General features: G+C 42.4%; 15 protein-coding genes. 12 read left to right on the top strand and 3 right to left on the bottom strand.

Annotated elements, in window-relative coordinates; translation table 11 throughout:
• The first annotated feature begins 52 nt into the window (after nt 1–52).
• From L1271_RS14470 to L1271_RS14445, 6 genes are all read left to right on the top strand, one after another.
• Entirely contained in the window at nt 53–1843 is a 1791-nt protein-coding gene (locus L1271_RS14470; protein WP_442960393.1) for a M14 family metallopeptidase, read from the top strand.
• Between the two features lie 2 nt (nt 1844–1845).
• Nucleotides 1846–2487, top strand: a complete 642-nt coding sequence (locus tag L1271_RS14465; protein WP_010604865.1) for an MBL fold metallo-hydrolase — start codon at nt 1846–1848, stop codon at nt 2485–2487.
• Nucleotides 2488–2598: 111 nt separating this feature from the next.
• Nucleotides 2599–3057: an Lrp/AsnC family transcriptional regulator gene (locus L1271_RS14460; RefSeq protein WP_010376979.1), complete on the top strand. Its 459-nt coding sequence runs from the start codon at nt 2599–2601 to the stop codon at nt 3055–3057.
• A 204-nt stretch (nt 3058–3261) separates the two neighbouring features.
• Nucleotides 3262–4818 carry a SulP family inorganic anion transporter gene (locus L1271_RS14455; RefSeq protein ID WP_102056870.1) on the top strand — a complete coding sequence of 519 codons (1557 nt, stop codon included), beginning with the start codon at nt 3262–3264 and terminating at the stop codon, nt 4816–4818.
• Nucleotides 4819–4991: 173 nt separating this feature from the next.
• On the top strand, nt 4992–6062 hold the full coding sequence (locus tag L1271_RS14450) for a sensor histidine kinase (RefSeq protein ID WP_010604863.1): 1071 nt from the start codon (nt 4992–4994) through the stop codon (nt 6060–6062).
• Nucleotides 6062–6886, top strand: coding sequence for a LytR/AlgR family response regulator transcription factor (locus L1271_RS14445; protein ID WP_010376983.1), 825 nt, complete (start codon nt 6062–6064; stop codon nt 6884–6886). Before L1271_RS14450 ends, L1271_RS14445 begins: the two co-directional genes overlap by 1 nt.
• A 131-nt stretch (nt 6887–7017) precedes the next feature.
• Here the strand turns inward: L1271_RS14445 and pyk are convergent, their stop codons facing one another.
• On the bottom strand, nt 7018–8451 hold the full coding sequence (gene pyk / locus L1271_RS14440; RefSeq protein ID WP_102056869.1) for a pyruvate kinase: 1434 nt from the start codon (nt 8449–8451) through the stop codon (nt 7018–7020).
• Nucleotides 8452–8893: 442 nt separating this feature from the next.
• On the opposite strand from pyk, the gene gndA reads away from it, so the two are divergent.
• The gene (gndA, locus tag L1271_RS14435; RefSeq protein ID WP_010604861.1) at nt 8894–10267 is read left to right on the top strand and encodes an NADP-dependent phosphogluconate dehydrogenase; all 1374 of its coding nucleotides are present in this window, start codon (nt 8894–8896) and stop codon (nt 10265–10267) included.
• Nucleotides 10268–10365: 98 nt separating this feature from the next.
• On the opposite strand, the gene ansA is transcribed toward gndA, so the two are convergent.
• Both ansA and sppA read right to left on the bottom strand, forming a co-directional pair.
• Nucleotides 10366–11376, bottom strand: coding sequence for an asparaginase (gene ansA, locus L1271_RS14430; RefSeq protein WP_102056868.1), 1011 nt, complete (start codon nt 11374–11376; stop codon nt 10366–10368).
• 71 nt (nt 11377–11447) lie between these two features.
• Nucleotides 11448–13328: a signal peptide peptidase SppA gene (sppA, locus tag L1271_RS14425; protein ID WP_235368126.1), complete on the bottom strand. Its 1881-nt coding sequence runs from the start codon at nt 13326–13328 to the stop codon at nt 11448–11450.
• A gap of 212 nt (nt 13329–13540) precedes the next feature.
• Here sppA and L1271_RS14420 point away from each other — a divergent pair, with 212 nt between their 5' ends.
• The 5 genes from L1271_RS14420 (at nt 13541) to L1271_RS14400 (ending at nt 19204) form a co-directional block, all read left to right on the top strand.
• Nucleotides 13541–15502 carry an FAD-dependent oxidoreductase gene (locus L1271_RS14420; RefSeq protein ID WP_235368125.1) on the top strand — a complete coding sequence of 654 codons (1962 nt, stop codon included), beginning with the start codon at nt 13541–13543 and terminating at the stop codon, nt 15500–15502.
• A gap of 63 nt (nt 15503–15565) precedes the next feature.
• Entirely contained in the window at nt 15566–16273 is a 708-nt protein-coding gene (locus L1271_RS14415; RefSeq protein WP_102056865.1) for an HvfX family Cu-binding RiPP maturation protein, read from the top strand.
• A gap of 185 nt (nt 16274–16458) precedes the next feature.
• Nucleotides 16459–17007 carry an NAD(P)H nitroreductase gene (locus L1271_RS14410; RefSeq protein ID WP_010604857.1) on the top strand — a complete coding sequence of 183 codons (549 nt, stop codon included), beginning with the start codon at nt 16459–16461 and terminating at the stop codon, nt 17005–17007.
• A gap of 12 nt (nt 17008–17019) precedes the next feature.
• Entirely contained in the window at nt 17020–17652 is a 633-nt protein-coding gene (gene upp, locus L1271_RS14405; protein ID WP_235368124.1) for a uracil phosphoribosyltransferase, read from the top strand.
• A gap of 124 nt (nt 17653–17776) precedes the next feature.
• Complete coding sequence (locus tag L1271_RS14400; RefSeq protein ID WP_235368123.1) at nt 17777–19204, top strand: M1 family aminopeptidase; 1428 nt, start codon at nt 17777–17779, stop codon at nt 19202–19204.
• Nucleotides 19205–19243 lie beyond the last annotated feature (39 nt).

Genomic DNA, 19243 nt, shown 5'->3' with positions numbered 1-19243 from the left:
ATATCTAAAATATTGATATAATTGGCAGATAAAAGCAGAGGAATAGAGAAATATGATGAGTTCCAGCATTATTATGCTTACTGCAATGCTAGGTATGAACGGTCATTTACCACCCTTGATGGAGTGGCAGGGCAAAAGCGAACAACTATTACAACAACAGGGCCCATTAACGACTGATTTTGAACTAAGCGGTGCGATAGATTCTCCTAATTACGCAGATACGATGGCATTTGTTGACCGTCTAGTGGCTGCCAATCCGACCCAATTTAAGCTAGAGACCATTGGGTTTAGCAATAGTAATCGCGCAATTAAGATGATTGTTGCAACGGAGCAGGGCGGTGATAAATCAAATGTTATTAATAATGGTAAGCCAACCATTTTAGTACAAGCTGGTATTCATGCCGGAGAAATTGACGGCAAAGATGCCATGTTTATGTTGCTTCGCGATGTTGCAACAGGTAAGCGCCGTGATATTTTGACGAAAGTGAATTTACTCTTTATCCCTATTCTCAACGTCGATGGGCATGAAAGGCGCAGTGAGTTTAACCGTATAAATCAACGCGGTCCGACTGTTATGGGCTTTAGGACCAATGCCAATAACTTAAATCTGAATCGCGATTACACTAAATTGGACACGCCAGGAGTCAAGGCGGTCATGCAGGTAATTAACGAATACAATCCGGATCTGTACATTGATGTTCATGTAACGGATGGCGCAGACTACCAATACGATGTCACTTATGGTTTTAACCCGACTTTTGCAAGTGAGTCACCGGCAATAGCTGAGGTGTTAGAGAATCAGATTTCGCCACAAATTAATGCAGCGCTTGCTGCTCAAGGACATATTCCTGGTCCACTTGTGTTTGTGATGGATAAACGAGACTTTAAAAAAGGGCTGGCTGGATGGGTGGCAACGCCGCGATTTTCAAATGGTTGGGGAGATTTAAAGGGACTGCCGACTATACTGGTAGAAAATCACTCATTAAAACCCTATAAGCAGCGTGTACTGGGCACCTATGTGTTTATGGATGGCGTTATCAGGGGCCTCTCAAGCAATATTCAGGCATTACGAGAAGCGGTTCAAAAAGAGGCCGAATTCACACCTAAACAATTGGTAGTTGAACGCAGCTATGCGAAAGAGCCCGACTACATTCAATTTAAAGGCATCCAATACAAGCAGTTTGAAAGTGCATTGTCTGGTCATTTGGAAGCTAAGTACTTAGGCGAGCCACAAAACTATGAGAAGCTGCCAATTTATTGGCAGAAGGAAGTAAAAACAGCGGTGAATGTACCTGAGCAGTTTTACATTCCACCCGCATACCCTGAAGTGGTCGAAAAATTAAAACTGCATGGAATAACCGTTTCTACATTACCAGATGGAACGGTAGTGGAAAAAGTAAGCCAAGCTACAGTAAAAGACTACAAGTTCGATACTGCTCCTTTTGAAGGGCGCTTTAGAGTGAATGCGACTTTCGACATTAAGGAGCTCCCAGATAAGGTCGATCTCAGTGGGTGGTATAAAGTGGCAACGGCGCAAAAATCTGGAGAGCTGGTGACTCACTTACTACATCCAGAAGCGCCTGACTCATTTTTTGCTTGGGGGGAGTTCAATACTATCTTCCAACGTACAGAATATGTTGAAAATTATGCACTTGAACCTTTTGCACGAAAAATGCTAAAACAAAATCCAGCTATGGCATTAGCCTTTGATAAAAAAATACGTGAAGACAAGCAGTTTGCAAACGATCCAAAAGCGCGGATGGAGTGGCTTTATGCAAGAACGCCGTTTTATGATAAAGCGTATCTTAAATATCCTGTTTTGATGTCGTTTGGAGCAAACTAACCATGCAAGTGTTTACCATTCCAGTTACACCATTTATGCAAAATTGTCGTGTCATTGTGTGTCCAGAAACACAAGCCGCTGCAATTGTAGACCCAGGTGGTGAAGCGGAAAAAATTATTGCGCAGTTGAACACACAAGGGGTAGCGCCAAGCATGATTTTGCTTACCCACGCGCACCTTGATCATGTGGGAGCAAGTACGGTATTAAGTGAGCATTTTAATATCGAGATTATCGGGCCTCATCAGAGCGACCAATTTTGGCTGGAAGCCTTGCCAATGCAATCACAGATGTTTGGTTTTCCTAATCATGAAGCTTTTTTACCATCTAAGTGGTTAAATGATGGGGATAAGGTTAAAGTGGGGAACCTCGCACTCGAAGTCAGACATTGTCCAGGGCATACTCCGGGGCATGTGGTTTTTTATGAACCAAGCTCAAAACAGGTCTTAGTAGGAGATGTGTTGTTTAAAGGCTCTGTTGGTCGTACTGACTTTCCAAAAGGCGATGCAGCCCAACTAAAACAGTCTATACAAGATAAGCTGTTTACTTTGCCTGATGAGGTCGTGGTGCATTCTGGCCATGGTGAAAATACCTCAATTGGCTTCGAAAAGGCGACAAATCCTTTTATGAGTGGCCGATTTGGTTAGATATAGTGGAAGTGGCATAGTAGTGATGTGCATTTTTTAATTTGCTATGCTTCAGGGAATAACAATCAGCATCGGTTAATAGACTGGTGTGCTAATTAAACTAGAATAGATATGTCATTAAACCAAGTAGATCGCCAGATACTGGCATTGTTACAGCAAGACGCAAGTCTTTCTACCGCTGAAATCGCTGATAAAGTAGGGCTATCTCAGTCACCTTGTTGGCGTCGCATCGCTAAATTAGAGCAAGACGGCTACATCAAAGGCAAAGTTGCATTGCTGGATGAGAAGAAACTCGGATTTGATATGTTGGTTTATGCGCATGTTAGGCTTTCAAACCATGGCCGCAACAACCTTGCCGAGTTTGAAAAATTGATCTTAAGTTATGACGAAGTGACAGAGTGCTACTCTATGGCAGGCACCATGGACTTTATGTTGCGTATCATTTCGAAAGGCATTGAAGGTTATGAGCAATTTGTTCGTGATAACTTACTTAATTTAGAGTTCGTCCAAGAAGTACATTCAAATGTTACAATGACTTGCGTTAAGCGCAGCACTTCCTTACCACTTTAATGCAATTTGTTGCCCTGCTTCGTTGGGTAGGGCTTCCCGTCATCTTTTCACCATTGTTCTATACTACAATACAGACCGCTTTATTAAGTTATGTATTGCAAGCGAGTTTGTGATACAGGCTTGTATCTTATTTGTTAAAGGCGCTGCTTTTTGCTAAAATCCGCCGCCTTTGTGTTCATAGTCAATTCACACCAGAGGATATTGATGTTTAATCTTATCAGCAAAGCGCCTAGCTCTGCTAAAAACGATGTACTGTCTGGGCTTACGGTCGCTTTGGCACTTGTGCCTGAGGCTGTGGCTTTCGCTTTTGTTGCACAAGTAGACCCATTAGTCGGTTTATATGCAGCATTTATTGTCGGTCTTGTGACTTCAATCTTTGGTGGTAGGCCGGGTATGATCTCGGGTGCAACAGGGGCTCTTGCCGTGGTAATGGTGAGTCTCGTTATTGATCATGGTGTCGAGTATCTTTTTGCAACTGTATTACTCATGGGGCTCTTACAAATACTCGCAGGTATATTTAAGCTTGGCAAGTTTATACGTATGGTACCGCACCCTGTGATGCTAGGCTTTGTGAATGGTTTAGCCATCGTTATCTTTCTTGCGCAACTTGGTCAGTTCAAAGTACTTAATAGTGAAGGTGAGCTGACTTGGATGCAAGGGGAAACCCTTTATGTGATGGTGGGCTTGGTAGCATTGACTATGGCCATCATTCACTTTCTACCAAAGCTAACAACTGCAGTTCCGTCTAGCCTAGCGGCAATTTTAGTGGTAACTGGTATTGTTATTGGTTTAGATTTAGACGCTCGTAATGTGCTTGATTATCTGAAAGATATGTCAGGTAACGTAGATGCAACGATTGCCGGTGGTTTTCCTGCTTTCCATATTCCAGAAGTTCCTTGGACATTTGAAACATTTAAAATTATCTTCCCATACGCGCTTATCCTAGCGGCGATTGGTTTGATTGAATCTTTATTAACGCTCACGCTAATCGACGAAATCACCGAAACACGTGGTCACAGTAACCGCGAATGTATCGGCCAAGGTGCGGCTAATGTTACTTGTGGTGTGTTTGGTGCGATGGGTGGCTGTGCGATGATTGGGCAATCAATGATCAATATTAATTCTGGTGGCCGTAGCCGTTTGTCAGGTATCACAGCAGCATTATTACTACTTGTATTTATTCTGTTTGCAGCAAGCCTTATTGAGATGATCCCGCTAGCGGCGTTAGTTGGTGTAATGTTTATGGTGGTATTGGGGACTTTTGAATGGTCAAGTTTTAGATTAATTAGAAAGATCCCTAAATCAGATGCATTTGTAATCGTCTTGGTGTCGGGGGTTACAGTGATTACAGATTTGGCCATCGCAGTTTGCGTTGGTGTCATTGTTTCGGCACTGGTATTTGCGTGGGAGCATGCGAAACATATTTACACCAATAATTATATTGATGAGCAAGGCTCAAAAGTGTACGAATTACACGGACCTCTATTTTTTGGGTCGGTGAAAAACTTTGCAGAGCTGTTTGACGTTAATAATGATCCAGACGACATCATTGTAGAATTTAAACATAGTCGTGTTGCCGATCATAGTGCAATTGAAGCAATAGATACGCTAGCTGAACGTTATAAAAAGGCTGGTAAAACGCTTCATCTTCGCCACTTGAGCCAAGACTGTAAAGTACTGCTAAGTAAGGCTAAAGATCTCGTTGAGCTAGACGGCCAAGCAGATCCTACCTATAAAGTGGCATCTGACAAGCTTGCTTAAGAGCGACAGTTTGAATAGATGAAGATAAATTAACTGGTTAATTTATTTCAAAAAAAGGCACTGAGGTGCCTTTTTTATTTGCGGCAGGGCGTGTAAAAACTGAGACCACCAGCAGTGAATAGAGACGACATGCTGAGATATAATCCAGTTAAGATAGAAGAGGTATAATCATTTTGAAGTGGCAATCACTGGTTGATAACAGGCAGAGATTTTTCTGGGTATTACAAATAGCTGGTTGGCTGGGCTACGCGCTAGTTAACTATATTGGCTCAAAAGTCTTTGAAATGCGGGATATTTATGTATTTGTCATCGCTTTAAATGCCTACGCAGGTTGTTTGATGACCGTACCGCTACGATACCTCTATCGTAAAATTTGGAATGCAACACCGTTGGTGCTGATATTCGTTGTGTTTACGGCGTCATATGTAACTGGAACACTATGGGCGGTCGTTCAGAAGTTTAATCATTGGGAAATTTATCGTCACGGGTATCGACCTGATGAATGGTTTTATTACTTACAGCAGGGACTAGACTCTGTCTATATCATACTCTGTTGGAGTGGACTGTATTTTGGTATTAAGTATTACCAGTTGTTACAAAGCGAGCGTCAAAAGGCGTTGAAAGCCAATACTATGGCCCATGAAGCGCAATTGAAAATGTTGCGTTATCAACTGAATCCGCATTTTCTATTCAATACCCTTAATGCAATTTCGACGCTTATATTGGTTGAAGAAAATAAAGATGCGAATCAAATGGTCTCAAGGCTCAGTGATTTCTTGCGCCATACATTAAATACAGATCCGATAAAAAAGGTACCGCTTGAGCAAGAGTTACATGCGTTGAGACTGTACTTAGAAATTGAAAAGGTCCGTTTTGATGAGCGCTTATCTATTGAGCTTGATGTGACAGAAGAGGCTGAACAGGCGTTGGTACCTAGCTTGATCCTACAACCACTCATTGAAAACAGCATTAAATACGCAATTGCCCATATGGAGCATGGCGGCAAAATTGAAATAAAAGCGCAGGTGTTTGCCAATGAACTACTCTTGGAAGTAGGAGACAATGGTCCTGGCGCAGAACTGGAAGATGGGCAACTGAAAAGTGCACAGGGAGTGGGTTTAGCGAATACCAAAGACCGTTTAAAAACCTTGTACGAAAACAACTATTCATTTGTGCTCTCGGATAATGAGCCAACTGGTTTGAAGGTAAACATTCGCGTTCCATATGAAAGGGCGAAGAAGTAATGAGCAAAATTAGAACACTAATCGTAGATGATGAACCGTTAGCGAGAAAAGGGCTAGCGGTAAGGTTAAGAGATTTTTCTGAAATTGAAGTTGTAGAATTGTGTGGCAGTGGTCAACAAGCAATCGATCTATGCAAATCTGAGGACATAGATCTGGTCTTTCTCGATATTCAAATGCCGAACATGAATGGCTTTGAAGTAGCGAGAGCGCTGAGTGAAAGTGTTAAACCATTGCCTGCTATCGTATTTGTAACCGCGTTCGACCAATATGCTGTAAAGGCATTTGAGATCCATGCGCTGGATTACATCTTAAAACCCGTTGATGACAACAGATTAAAACAGGCGGTGGAGAAAGTGCAAAGCTATTTAAAAACACAACAAGACAATGCGCATAAGAAAAAGCTAGCCAGCTTTGTTGCAGGGATCACTGGCAATAACTGTGAAGAAATCCTTAAAAAACTTGCAACAGGAGATACAATTGAAGATAAAAAATTCCCGGAGTCGCTCGCGGTAAAAGAACAAGGGGAAATCATTCGAGTATCTACATCGTCAATTCAGTGGATTGATGCAGCCGGTGACTATATGTGCTTACACTGTAGCGATGGTCAGACTCATATTTTACGTAAAACAATGAAAGATCTAGAACAAGAGTTAGATCCAACGTTATTTGTGCGCGTACATCGCTCTGCAATTGTTAATACTAAGCAGATTAGTAAACTAGTCACACAAAGCAGTGGCGAGTATTTATTGGTACTTGAGAATGGTCAAGAGCTTAAAGTCAGCCGTAGTTACCGTGACAAAGTAAAGGCCGCACTCGCGAGCTAATAAAAGCGCGAGCTAAAGTGATTTGCACCGTGTTTAGCCTACGGTGACGTAGTGTATTTTATGTGCTTGTACACTTTAGAGTATTCTAAGGAAAGATGAACTAGGCAGCAAGGCTACCTAGTTCAACGCTTTTACACTGTGACGATTTTCAGCGTGTTACTGGCGCCGATAGTTTCCATCTTATCACCGTGTGTGATGATCACTGTGTCGCCTTTTTCCAATGAGCCAGCAGCAACTAGCGTATCAAGCGCTTCGCGAACAGTTGAATCATCTGAGCATTGCGTCGAGTCAAATCTTACCGGATATACACCACGATAGAGTGATGCCTGCCCAAGTGTTGATTGATGGCGAGACAGTGCGTAAATAGGCAATCCAGAACTGATACGAGACATTAATTTTGCGGTATTACCCGATTCAGTTAGTGCGACAATCGCCTTTACTGAATCTAAATGATTCGCAGCGTACATTGCCGACAGCGCGATAGTTTCACAGGTATCGGCAAAACGGCTGTCTAAACGATGTTTAGAGATATGGATCTGCGGTTGAGATTCAGCACCTAAACACACACGTGCCATTGCCGCGACCGTTTGCTCAGGATAATCACCAGCAGCGGTTTCTGCTGAAAGCATTACCGCATCTGTGCCATCAAGCACTGCGTTTGCAACATCCATAACTTCAGCACGTGTTGGCATTGGGTTGTCAATCATTGACTCCATCATTTGGGTGGCAGTGATCACAGTACGGTTTAGTGAGCGGGCACGGCTGATAATTTGCTTCTGCTTACCAACAAGAGCAGCATCGCCAATTTCTACACCTAGATCACCACGGGCAACCATCACCGCATCAGAAGCCAATACGATATCGTCAATCGCTTCTACGGTTTCAACCGCTTCTGCACGTTCGATTTTTGCAAGTAACTGTGCATTAGAACCTGCTTTCTCCGCCAACCCTCTAACGTAACGCATGTCGTCACCACTGCGAGGGAACGAAACCGCAATATAATCCACACCAATTTCAGCTGCTGTGATCAAATCTTCTTTGTCTTTGTCAGTAAATGCAGGTGCTGTTAAGCCGCCGCCTAAACGGTTGATCCCTTTATTGTTCGACAATACGCCGCCAACTTTAACACTAGTGTGAACCAAGTGACCTTGTACTTCTTCAACAACAAGCTGAATAAGTCCATCGTTTAATAACAGCAAATCACCTTGTTTTACGTCATTCGGTAATTCTTTATAGTCGATACCCACGGCTTCAACGTGACCTTGGCCAGGCTCCATTTTTGCATCGAGCGTGAATTTTACACCCACTTCTAAGAATACTTTGCCTTCTTTAAATGTTGAAACGCGGATTTTAGGACCTTGCAAATCTGCAAGGATCGCTACATTTACACCTAAGCGTTTAGCAATTTCGCGAACGGCTTCGGCTCTATTTTTGTGATCTTGAGCTACACCGTGTGAAAAGTTTAGTCTGACTACGTTGGTGCCGGCACGAATGATTTTTTCTAAGTTGTTATCTCTATCCGTCGCTGGCCCCAGTGTTGCGACGATTTTTGTGCGTCTAAGCATCAGATTCTCCTGTTAGCTTATCAAGGTAAGCAAAAACTTATGAATGTGTTAAAAGTAAATCAAAATTGCTGTTTTTTTACACATGCCACATTGTAAAATCACGATTTAACTAATTAGAGCATAAAGAATTATGCAAAACCCTTTTTAACACTCGAATTAAGTTATATGATCTATATGTCATCATTATGACACCGGTGTCAGTGGCCGTCAATCTCGAATATTTTACCTTACAGCTTAGGGGACCATTTGAGATTTATCACAAAATTGGTGAATTCGTGCTGCTGTCACTATATTGCTATACAGTGAATTGTGTTAGCTGTCATATTTTGGGGACTGATATGATACCAGTGAATTGTGTGTCTCGCTGGTCAATCATGGTCGCTCAGGTATAATGCACATACACGAACGCATAAAGTTTTGATGTTACCGAGGAGGAAACTAAATGCAGGTTGCATTAGTTGGTTTGGGTGTGATGGGTAAAAACCTCGCGCTAAATCTAATTGAGAAGGGGATGACCTTAGTCGCTTATGACAAGAACCCCGAAGTAGGTGCGGAATTATTGAGTTGCGCACAGTCGTTAGGTATGGCGGAGCGCTTACACATAGTGTCTGATCTCGGTGATATGATCAGAAGATTAGAGACTCCTCGCTCGATTTTATTACTCGTTCCAGCAGGTGAACTAGTAGATAAAGTTTGTAGCGATTTGGTTGAAGCTGGAGTTGAGAAAGACGATATCATCGTTGACTGTGGTAACAGTAATTACAAAGATGGTATCGCACGTAAATTGAAATATCAGAATAAATTTGAGTTTGCCACTATGGGGATTTCTGGCGGTGCCGAAGGTGCACGCCATGGTCCTGCAATGATGGCAAGTGGTTCAGAAGGTGGCTGGGAGCGTATCGAGCCTTGGTTCGAAAAAGTTGCTGCGAGCTACAACAACGAATCATGTTTCGCGCGTGTAGGGCAATCGGCCAGCGGTCACTTTGTTAAAATGGTGCACAATGGTATTGAGTATGCGTTGATGCAGCTTATTGCCGAGCTTTATCAATTGCTACGCTTGGGGACCGGTCGCTCTCCTAAAGAAGTTGCTGAGATTTTTGAATCTTGGTCTGAAGGTAAATTAAATAGTTATCTACTTGCAATTTCTAGCCACATTTTAAGTCTAGAAACAGATCAGGGCGAGTCTTTAGTCGACCTTATCGACAATAAGGTAGGAGCTAAGGGCACTGGCCTTTGGACGGCGCAAAACGCACTGGAGCTTGGTATTGCCGTACCTTCGCTTGTGGCTGCGGTACAAGCTCGCCATCTCACCAATACTATTGATACTCCAGCTGCAAAAGAAATGACGTATGCGAATAAATCAACGCAAACAATTGAGGTTGATTTAGACGAGTTAAAAGATGCGTTTTATTTTGCCAGTTTGCTATGCTACCGCCAAGGTCTTGCACTGATTAAGGGCGCGTCACGTGCACACCAATGGAAAGTGGATCTCAATAAAACGCTACAAACCTGGCGTGCGGGCTGTATTATCCGAGCTGATTACTTAGACGATATCGCTGAAGGTGTTGAATTTATCGATTCACTTGAGAAACCTGCACTTGCACTACGTAGCATTACAGGTAAAGCGGTGGCGACTGGTTTGTCTTTCCCAGTGCTTGCTGCGACGCAAACTTATATTGCAACACTGAGCACGCCAAGCAACGGACACTTGGTGCAAGCACAGCGTGATTACTTTGGTGAGCACGGTATAAAGACACACAGTGGTGAAACTTGTCACCTTACTGATCTTGTCGATATCGAAGCAAAAGTTAGATAATAATCGACGTTCGGAGTAGTTCGAGCTGATTTAAAAGCCGTGGTGAAGATATCACGGCTTTTTTGTTGCGATACTTTTCGCTTTATTGATATCGATTACTATCGAGTTAGCTCGCCGCGCAGATTGTCTTGCATCAAATGGCGGATCGTTTCAAGCTCAAGCTGCTGGCTAAATAAATAGTGTAGCTTTGTTAAGCACGCTTCTAGTGTCATATCGTAGCCACTGATCACACCACAGTTTAATAACGCATTTCCTGTCGCGTAGCCGCCCATATTCACTTTTCCTTGAATACATTGGGTGAGGTTGATAATTACCACTCCGCGATCGCTGATTGCTTTAAGCTCAGTTAAAAAGTGCTCGTCTTGTGGCGCGTTACCAACCCCGAAGCTCAATAAGATCAGCGCTTTCATCTCGCCACGCGTTAGGTTCTTAAGGATTTCAGTTGAGATCCCAGGATACAAATGCATTACTGCGATAGGTTGAGGTGAAATCTTGGTGACTTGCAAGCTTTGCTCAACGTAAGGGCTTAGCTTCCCTTCGATCAGCTGAATATTGATCCCAGCTTGTGCCAGCGGCGAAAGGTTTGGAGAGGCGAATGCATCGAAGCCATCAGCATGAGCTTTGATTGCTCTATTACCGCGGTAAAGTTTATTGTTGAAAAACAAACTCACTTCGGCAATAGGGTAGTTAGCAGCCAAATACATCGCGTTTAACAGATTTACTTGACCATCAGAGCGCAGTTGTGACAACGGAATTTGAGAGCCGGTCACTATCACAGGTTTAGTTAAGTTCTCAAACATAAAGGATAGCGCAGAGGCAGTATAGGCCATGGTATCTGTACCATGGAGCACCACAAAACCATCGTAGTCGTGATATTTTGATTGAATGTCATCCGCGATAAGCTGCCAGTGATGCGGTGACATATCTGACGAATCAATTAACGGGCAATATTCATGAATATCAAAAAGCGGCATTTCATCGCGAGTAAACTCAGCGTTATTCTTTACCGTATCTGTTAGATATCCTGCAACCGGAACGTAACCACGACTGGATTGCTTCATACCAATGGTACCACCGGTATAGGCGATATATATTTTTTTTCTTTTCATAAAAAAGCCCAGAATAAAATCTGGGCTCAGTATAACAATTACAGCACCACAATTGCAGTGCTTAATCGATTTTACTCAGGTGAAACGTTACACACTAAGCAAAGCGTATAGACATGGTTAGGATCGTTAAGCTGGCCTAACATTTGAGTTTGTAGTGCTATTGTATTGCTAACGCTGTCTAGGGCATTTAATGCAGTTTTTGCGAATATTGATTGCTCAGGTACAAGGGCACTAATGGCACTTTGCACCATAGACGCACCAAATAATTGCTGCATCAGCTTTTCTTGCTCGGTGAGTGTTTGTTCAATAGTGATAACATCATACATCTCTAAATTAGCAAGACTTGCAGCCGCTTCAATGGCATCATTTTTGTTACCTAACTTATCGACTAGGCCAAAATCAAGCGCCTGAGTTGCTAGCCATACACGTCCTTGCGCAACCTCATTAACCGCTGACTTATCAAGGTTTCGCTCATTCGCAACCATGGAAATAAACTTATCATAGGCATCTTCAACACCCATTTGGATAAGATTTTTATAGCCACCATCTATCCCTCTGAATGGAGATTGGCCTTTTAATTCGGTTGTCGCAACACCATCAGAGTATATTCCTAATGAGTTTGCTGCATTTTCAAAGGTCATTATCATGCCAAATACACCAATAGAACCCGTGATAGTGCTTGGCGATGCCCAAATTTCATTAGCTGATGCCGCAATCCAATAACCGCCGGAAGCTGCAACTGAACCCATTGATGCTATCACAGGTTTTCCAGCGGCTTTTAGTGCAATAACTTCATTACGAATGGTTTCAGAAGCAAACATGCTACCACCGCCGGAGTCAATTCTTAGTACGACGGCTTTCACTTTGTCGTTAAGGCGAGCCTTCTTAAGTAGTGCTGCTGTTGAATCGCCACCAATAGCTCCCGCTTTACGCTTGCCATCAGAGATTTGACCTTTAGCAACAACCACAGCGACTTTCTCGGTAAATGGATTTTCTGCAAACTCTTTAGGCGGTAACGTCGATAGATATTGACTGAACGAGACCTGTTTAAAAGATTTTCCCTTTGCATCAAGACCAACTTCATCGATCAGTTTCTGAGCAAATGCTTGATTGGTGGTTAATGCATCGACCCATTGGTTGTCGATAGCATATTTGGCGGAATCGCCTTGTGCAGCTTCCATTTTGTCTGTTAATGCTGCGAAGGTTTCATCAAAATTAGCCACATCAAAACCGCGGTTTTCGGCTACTTCTGTTTTATATTGTGTCCAAAGCGGGGTGATCCATCCAAGATTTGATTCTTTTGCTTCTGGTGACATATCGCTGCGAATATAAGGTTCAACGGCCGACTTGTATGTACCAACGCGGAAAATATGCTGCGTAACTTTAAGCTTATCAAGCGCCTCTTTGAAATACAGCGGGTACATGCCAAAACCGGTGATGTTAACCCCACCGTAAGGATGTAGAGAAATTTCATCGGCTACTGAGGCGAGATAATATTGAGCTTGAGTGTAATAAGCGCCGTGAGCATAGATTTTTTTGCCCGCAGCTTTGAATTGCGCGAGCGCGTCTTTGATATCTCGTAATTTGTCGAGATGGGCGCTATGAAGACGTTGTAAATCAAGATACATCACTGTAATGCGGTCATCTTGAGCTGCTTTATTGATAACATCAATGACATCATCTAACAAAATTTCACTTGGCTCTTCTGAATCGGCGAAAGCATCACTCATGGCCGCCTCAACTGGGTCAACATAGGTCAATTGTTCGACTATGATACCGTTTAGGTTTAAACGTAATACGCTTTTACTTTCGACCTCAACCTGATCCTCACCAGATACAATGCTTATCACTATGGCGATAAGAATGAATAAAAACAGCAGATTTAGAATTAATCGCCTAGAAAAGTTCAGTGTGGCCCAAATGCCCTTAAAAATATTCGCTATCAGTTTCAAAATGATCCCTTATGCTTAACTTCAATACAACTCTATACATTTATCATATATCAGAGCGAGTTTCATGAATAATAGAAAAACGTAACGAAGTATTTTCATGATTGAAATATCGCCAATGCTGCCAAATTCGTTAATTTCTTTCTTCTTAAGACTTGCCAAATAATAAAAAAACGTTAATGTTCACAGGTAAGACCAGTTTTGTGGGGCGGCAAATGTTAGAACAAGAACTACAACTTAAACATACCAGTTTGCGAAATCGCTTGGTAATGGGATCAATGCATACCGGGCTTGAAGAAGGGTGGCACAACCGAAAGCGGCTCACTGCATTTTATGAAGAACGAGCAAGAGGTGGAGTGGGCCTGATCGTAACTGGTGGTTACAGTCCAAACCTACGTGGTAAGTTGACACCAATTTCTTCTTCTTTTAACTCGTTATACGATGTAATTAAACACAAAGCATACACCGAGGTAGTACATAAACACGGCGGCAAAATTTGTCTACAGTTACTACATGCTGGGCGCTATGCTTATCATCCATTCAACACTGCACCTAGTGCGATCAAAGCACCGATTAATCCGTATAAACCAAAAGCAATGAGCTTAAGTGCCATCAAAGGTACGATTAAAGACTTTGCTCACTCAGCTAAGTTGGCCGAAAAAGCAGGCTACGATGGTGTGGAGATCATGGGCTCAGAGGGCTATTTAATCAATGAGTTTATGGCGGGTCATACCAATAAGCGCACTGATGACTATGGTGGTAGCTTAGAAAACAGAATGCGATTGGCAACAGATATTGTAAAAGCGGTTAGAGCGAAAGTGAGCGATAAGTTCATTATCGTTTTTCGCCTGTCGGTCATGGACTTAATCCCAAATGGCTCAACTCCAGAAGAAGTTGTGCTTCAAGCCAAAGCTTTGGTCGCGGCAGGTGTGGATATTCTTAACACCGGTATTGGTTGGCATGAGGCGCGCGTTCCAACAATTGCATCAATGGTGCCTCCTGGTGCCTACCGTGAAGCGTCACATAGGCTAAAACAGGCTGTCGATATACCCGTTGTAGCAGTAAATAGGATTAACACGCCAGATCTTGCTAATGACATTTTAGCCAAAGGTGATGCCGACCTTATTTCTATGGCGCGTCCATTGCTGGCTGATCCTGAATTCTTTAACAAATATCAAGAGCAGCGCTCGGAACAAATCAATATTTGCATCGGCTGTAATCAGGGTTGTTTAGACCACGTATTTAAAGGTAAACGAGCAACATGTTTGGTAAATCCACAAGCCGGATTTGAATTGGATTATCCACTTCAGAGTGCCCAAAGGAAAAAACAAGTACTCGTTGTTGGGGCAGGACCTGCTGGGTTGTCTGTAAGTTACTATCTCGCTAAAAAAGGCCACCAAGTTAAGTTGATTGATAAAGGTAGCGAGCTTGGTGGTCAGTTTAATTTAGCGATGCGAATACCAGGTAAAGAAGATTTCCAACATACGCTTAAATACTATGTCAGCGAAATAAATCGCTTAGGCGTTGAGCTTTGCCTAAATACACCATACGAAGAAACAATGGCAAACGCGTTTGATGATGTGGTATTTGCAACGGGTGTAAGCCCACGTATGTCGAAAATAGAATGCGCAGATGGGAAACGTGTGTTTGCCTATGACGAAGTTATTAAAGGTGAAGTAGAATTAGGTAATAAAATTGCTATTTTAGGTGCCGGTGGTATTGGCTTTGACATGGTAGCGTTTTTAACTGAACAGCGAGAACAAACGATCCCTGATTTTAAATCTCAATGGGGAATAGAATGCGAAGCGCAGCCTTCACAAGAGCAAAGGCCGATTTATATGTTAAAACGCTCTGAAGGACGTTTTGGTAAAGACTTAGGTAAGACCACCGGTTGGATCCACAGAGCCGTTGCAAAACACCACAATGTTCAGCAAATTGCAGAATGCGAATATATCAGCTTTGATAATCAAGGTTTGACCGTAAGAGTTGCGGGTGAAGAGCAACTGTTAGATGTCGATACGGTCATTGCTTGTATTGGACAAGTTTCTAACGATAGCTTGTTCGATAAAGAGGTGCTACCTGAAAATCAGCACGTTATCGGTGGGGCTAAACTAGCGGCAGCGATTGATGCTAAGCGAGCGATTGCAGAAGCCCTTCAGGTAGCAAGAAAGATCTAACGAAATAACCCAACCCAATCTGCGGTCTATACTGATAATTCAAACATCAACTATGGATCGCATATGCTTGCCAACCTACTAAAGCCGTATCGGCAACTACAACATTTATCTCAACATTTTTCTGGTATCGCGCCATTACTCATGCGCCTTATTCTCGCGCCAGTTATGATCATTGCAGGTTACAATAAATTAAATTTGGCTAATCCGGACGCGACATTTTTACAACGCCTCCTCGCCGATCCCGATATTGTCGCATGGTTTGGCAATAGTGAATGGGGCTTAGGTTTACCTTTTCCTGACTTACTTGCCTTTCTTGCCGCTTGGACAGAGTTTTTAGGTGGTTGGTTGATTTTGCTTGGCTTGCTTACGCGTTTAGTGTCTATACCGCTCATGGTGACTATGGTAGTTGCTGCAACGACGGTGCATTTGGAGCATGGCTGGTTTTCGGTAACGCCAACAAACCCAGACACCAGCGCCGCTAAAGTATTAGACTGGCTTGGCTTTGACGAAGCTAAAGTGAGCTTAGAAAATAGCGTAGCAGCGAAGCAACGTTTGGATTCAATTAAAGAGATAGTCGAAGAAAATGGCAGACCAAATTATCTCTATGAAAAAGGCAATATTGTTATTTTAAACAATGGAATTGAATTTGCGGCAACTTACTTTGTATTACTACTTTCACTATTTTTTACCGGTGGTGGACGTTATGTCAGTGCTGACTATTGGTTGAGGCTACTTATTGATAGGAAACAACGCAATTTACTTCCAGAGTAAAACGAAATATTGCAAGGATGCTATCCAGAAATCCGTGATGTCACGTGGTCGAATTTAAGGGAAAATGATAGACTACAAGCCACGTAATACCAATTTGCTTAAGTATTTGGTCTATTTCGAGACACGTATTAAGTCAAATTGGTATAATTCACGGCCATTTTGAAGGCACAACACGGGATGAGTTAATGGACGCCATAGAATTACTCTTAACACGCCAGTCAGATAGCAATCTGTCTTTTCCTGGACCTAATCCAGCTCAGTTAGAAATCATTAAAAAAGCAGCACTAAAAGTGCCAGATCATGGTGGCTTAACACCGTTTAGATTTATTACAGTTGAAGAAAAAGGCCGCGAAAAGCTAGGTGAAATCTATTATCAAGCGGCGGTGAAAGAGCTGCAAGAGCAGCGGGTGATAGATAGAGCGAGAGAGCTACCAGAGCGCGCGCCTATGTTGATCATCGCAGTATCTCCTTATCAAGAACATCCAAAAGTGCCTCGTATTGAGCAAATTCAAAGTGCCGGTTGTAGTGTACTTGCTATGCAGCAAGCCGCTTTTGCACAGGGGTTGTCTGGTGTGTGGCGAACGGGTTACTTTGCCCAGAGTCCAGAAGTGAAAAAGCAACTTGGTCTCGATGAAAAAGATGAGATCGTTGGCTATCTTTATTTAGGTACGCCTACGGTGCAGTGTACAAAGCCAGTAAGGCATAAACCAGAAGATTTCTTTAGCAGTTTATAAGGATACGCAGCCATGGCATTACATGTAATTGATCACCCATTAGTTCAGCATAAACTTGGACTCTTGCGAGAGCAGGGTATATCAACCAAAAACTTTCGCGAAATTGTCTCAGAAGTTGGCAACTTACTCACTTACGAAGCAACAAAAGATTTGACGTTGAGCGATCAGGTCATCTCTGCTTGGGACGGTAACGAATTAACAGTTAAAAGGCTGACAGGCAAAAAGATCACCTTAGTGCCAATTTTAAGAGCCGGTTTGGGAATGCTAGATGGCATACTGCAATTGATCCCAGCAGCTAAAGTAAGTGTTGTGGGTTTACAGCGTAACGAAGAAACACTTGAGCCAGTGCCTTATTTTGAGAAGTTGGTGGGCAATATCGATGCTAGACTTGCTTTGGTTATTGATCCAATGCTGGCAACGGGTGGCTCGCTGATTGCTACTATCGACATGCTAAAAAAAGCAGGTTCAAAAGAGATCAGAGCGATTGTGCTGGTAGCTGCGCCTGAGGGAGTAAAGTTGGTGGAAGAAGCGCATCCTGACGTTGAAATATACACGGCAGCATTAGATATCCACTTAAATGAGAAAGGATATATAGTCCCTGGGCTTGGTGATGCCGGTGACAAAATCTTTGGTACGAGAACCTAGCAGGTTTAGTGATTAACAGATTTTGTTTTTTGATCTAAAACAATGATACAAAAAAATATGGTAGTAAAAACATGCCTTCCGCTCTATTTTTGTTAAAACAACAAAATAATATTAAGGATAGACGATGTATTTGCTACGTATTTTTTTGTGGCTAAGCTGCATTTCTGCTTCAGCAAGCGAGCTCCCCAGCATTGAAAAAATAGAAACATTTGCAACCAACTATCATCTCAATCTCAACATACATACACAAACAAGCAATCTATCTGGCAGCGCAACGATAACGGTTAAAAATCAAGGAACAACACCAACTAGAGTAATCCCATTAAGACTTTATCGCTTGCTTAGTGTTGTCGATATCACTTCGGAAGCGGGTAAGTCCCTCAACTATACACAAGGAGTAGTAAGTAATATAGATGACTCACTATTTCAGTCTAATTATATTAAATTATCGTTATCTGAGGCGCTCCAACCCGATCAACAAACAACTTTTACTGTTAATTATTCTGGCCATATAAAGGGGTATGTAGAAACTGGGATGGCTTATATTAAAGATGACATCACCCCTTTGTTTTCTATTATTCGTATGGACGCATATGCTTATCCGCTCATCACAGTGCCTGATGATAGGGTCAATCGCGCGTCACGCTTTTGGCAGAAGCTGTATAACTACACCGCTAGCATCGAAGTGGATAGCGGCTTAGTAGTAGCAAATGGTGGAATTTTACTAGGCGTAACAGAAACCGATCAAGGACGAAAGGTTTATTCATACAAAAACCAGAAACCCTCATGGAGAATGGACTTCATGGTCGCACCATATACCGTGACAAAAGGGCATGGCTTTAAGCTATTTACGTTACCGGGAAATAAATATGCAACTGACTATATGGAAAAGGCAAAACAAACCATAACATTGTATGAAAGTTGGTTTGGTCAACGTCAAAGCACTGGTGAGTTTAGCTTTATAGAGATCCCAAAGGGGTTTGGTGCTCAAGCTGATGTTACCGCAATTATTCAAGACAGCGAGGGGTTTGTGGAGGTAACTCGTTTGTATCACGAACTGAGTCATCTATGGGACCCACGTTCGAATGAAAGCTACTCACCACGCTGGAATGAAGGTAAGGCTACCTTTTTAGAATATTTAACGGATTCACGGCTGAATAAAAGGGTGTCTTTAAGCTCGCATATGACAAACGTACTAAAACGAGCAAAAAACCAGTTCGTTAAACAGCCTAAATATTTAACGACTGCGTTTGAAGAGTATGGAAAAGCTGGGCTTAATGCCTATTCGGTAGGGGCGCTATTTTTTGCGCTTTTGCATCATGAGCTAGGAGAGGAAAGGTTTAATCATTTACTACGTACTTTTTATGCAGCACATGTTAAAAGCGGAGCATCAACAGGCGACTTTATCCTTGCACTGCGTGATTTGAAAGATCCTAACATTGATTGGATATTATCTCGTTGGGTGAATAGCCATAGGTTCACGCTTGATATTTTAGACGCTACCAACTTTGAGAACTTCATCACGTTGAGTATAAGAAGTAGTAAAATATAAATAATCCAAATAAAAAAGCTACCCACAAGAGGTAGCTTT

It is taken from the genome of Pseudoalteromonas sp. OF5H-5, assembly GCF_021530695.1.
GTDB lineage: Bacteria > Pseudomonadota > Gammaproteobacteria > Enterobacterales > Alteromonadaceae > Pseudoalteromonas.
Note: the sequence above shows the minus strand (reverse complement) of the source record. Positions and strands in the feature narration are given on the sequence as shown.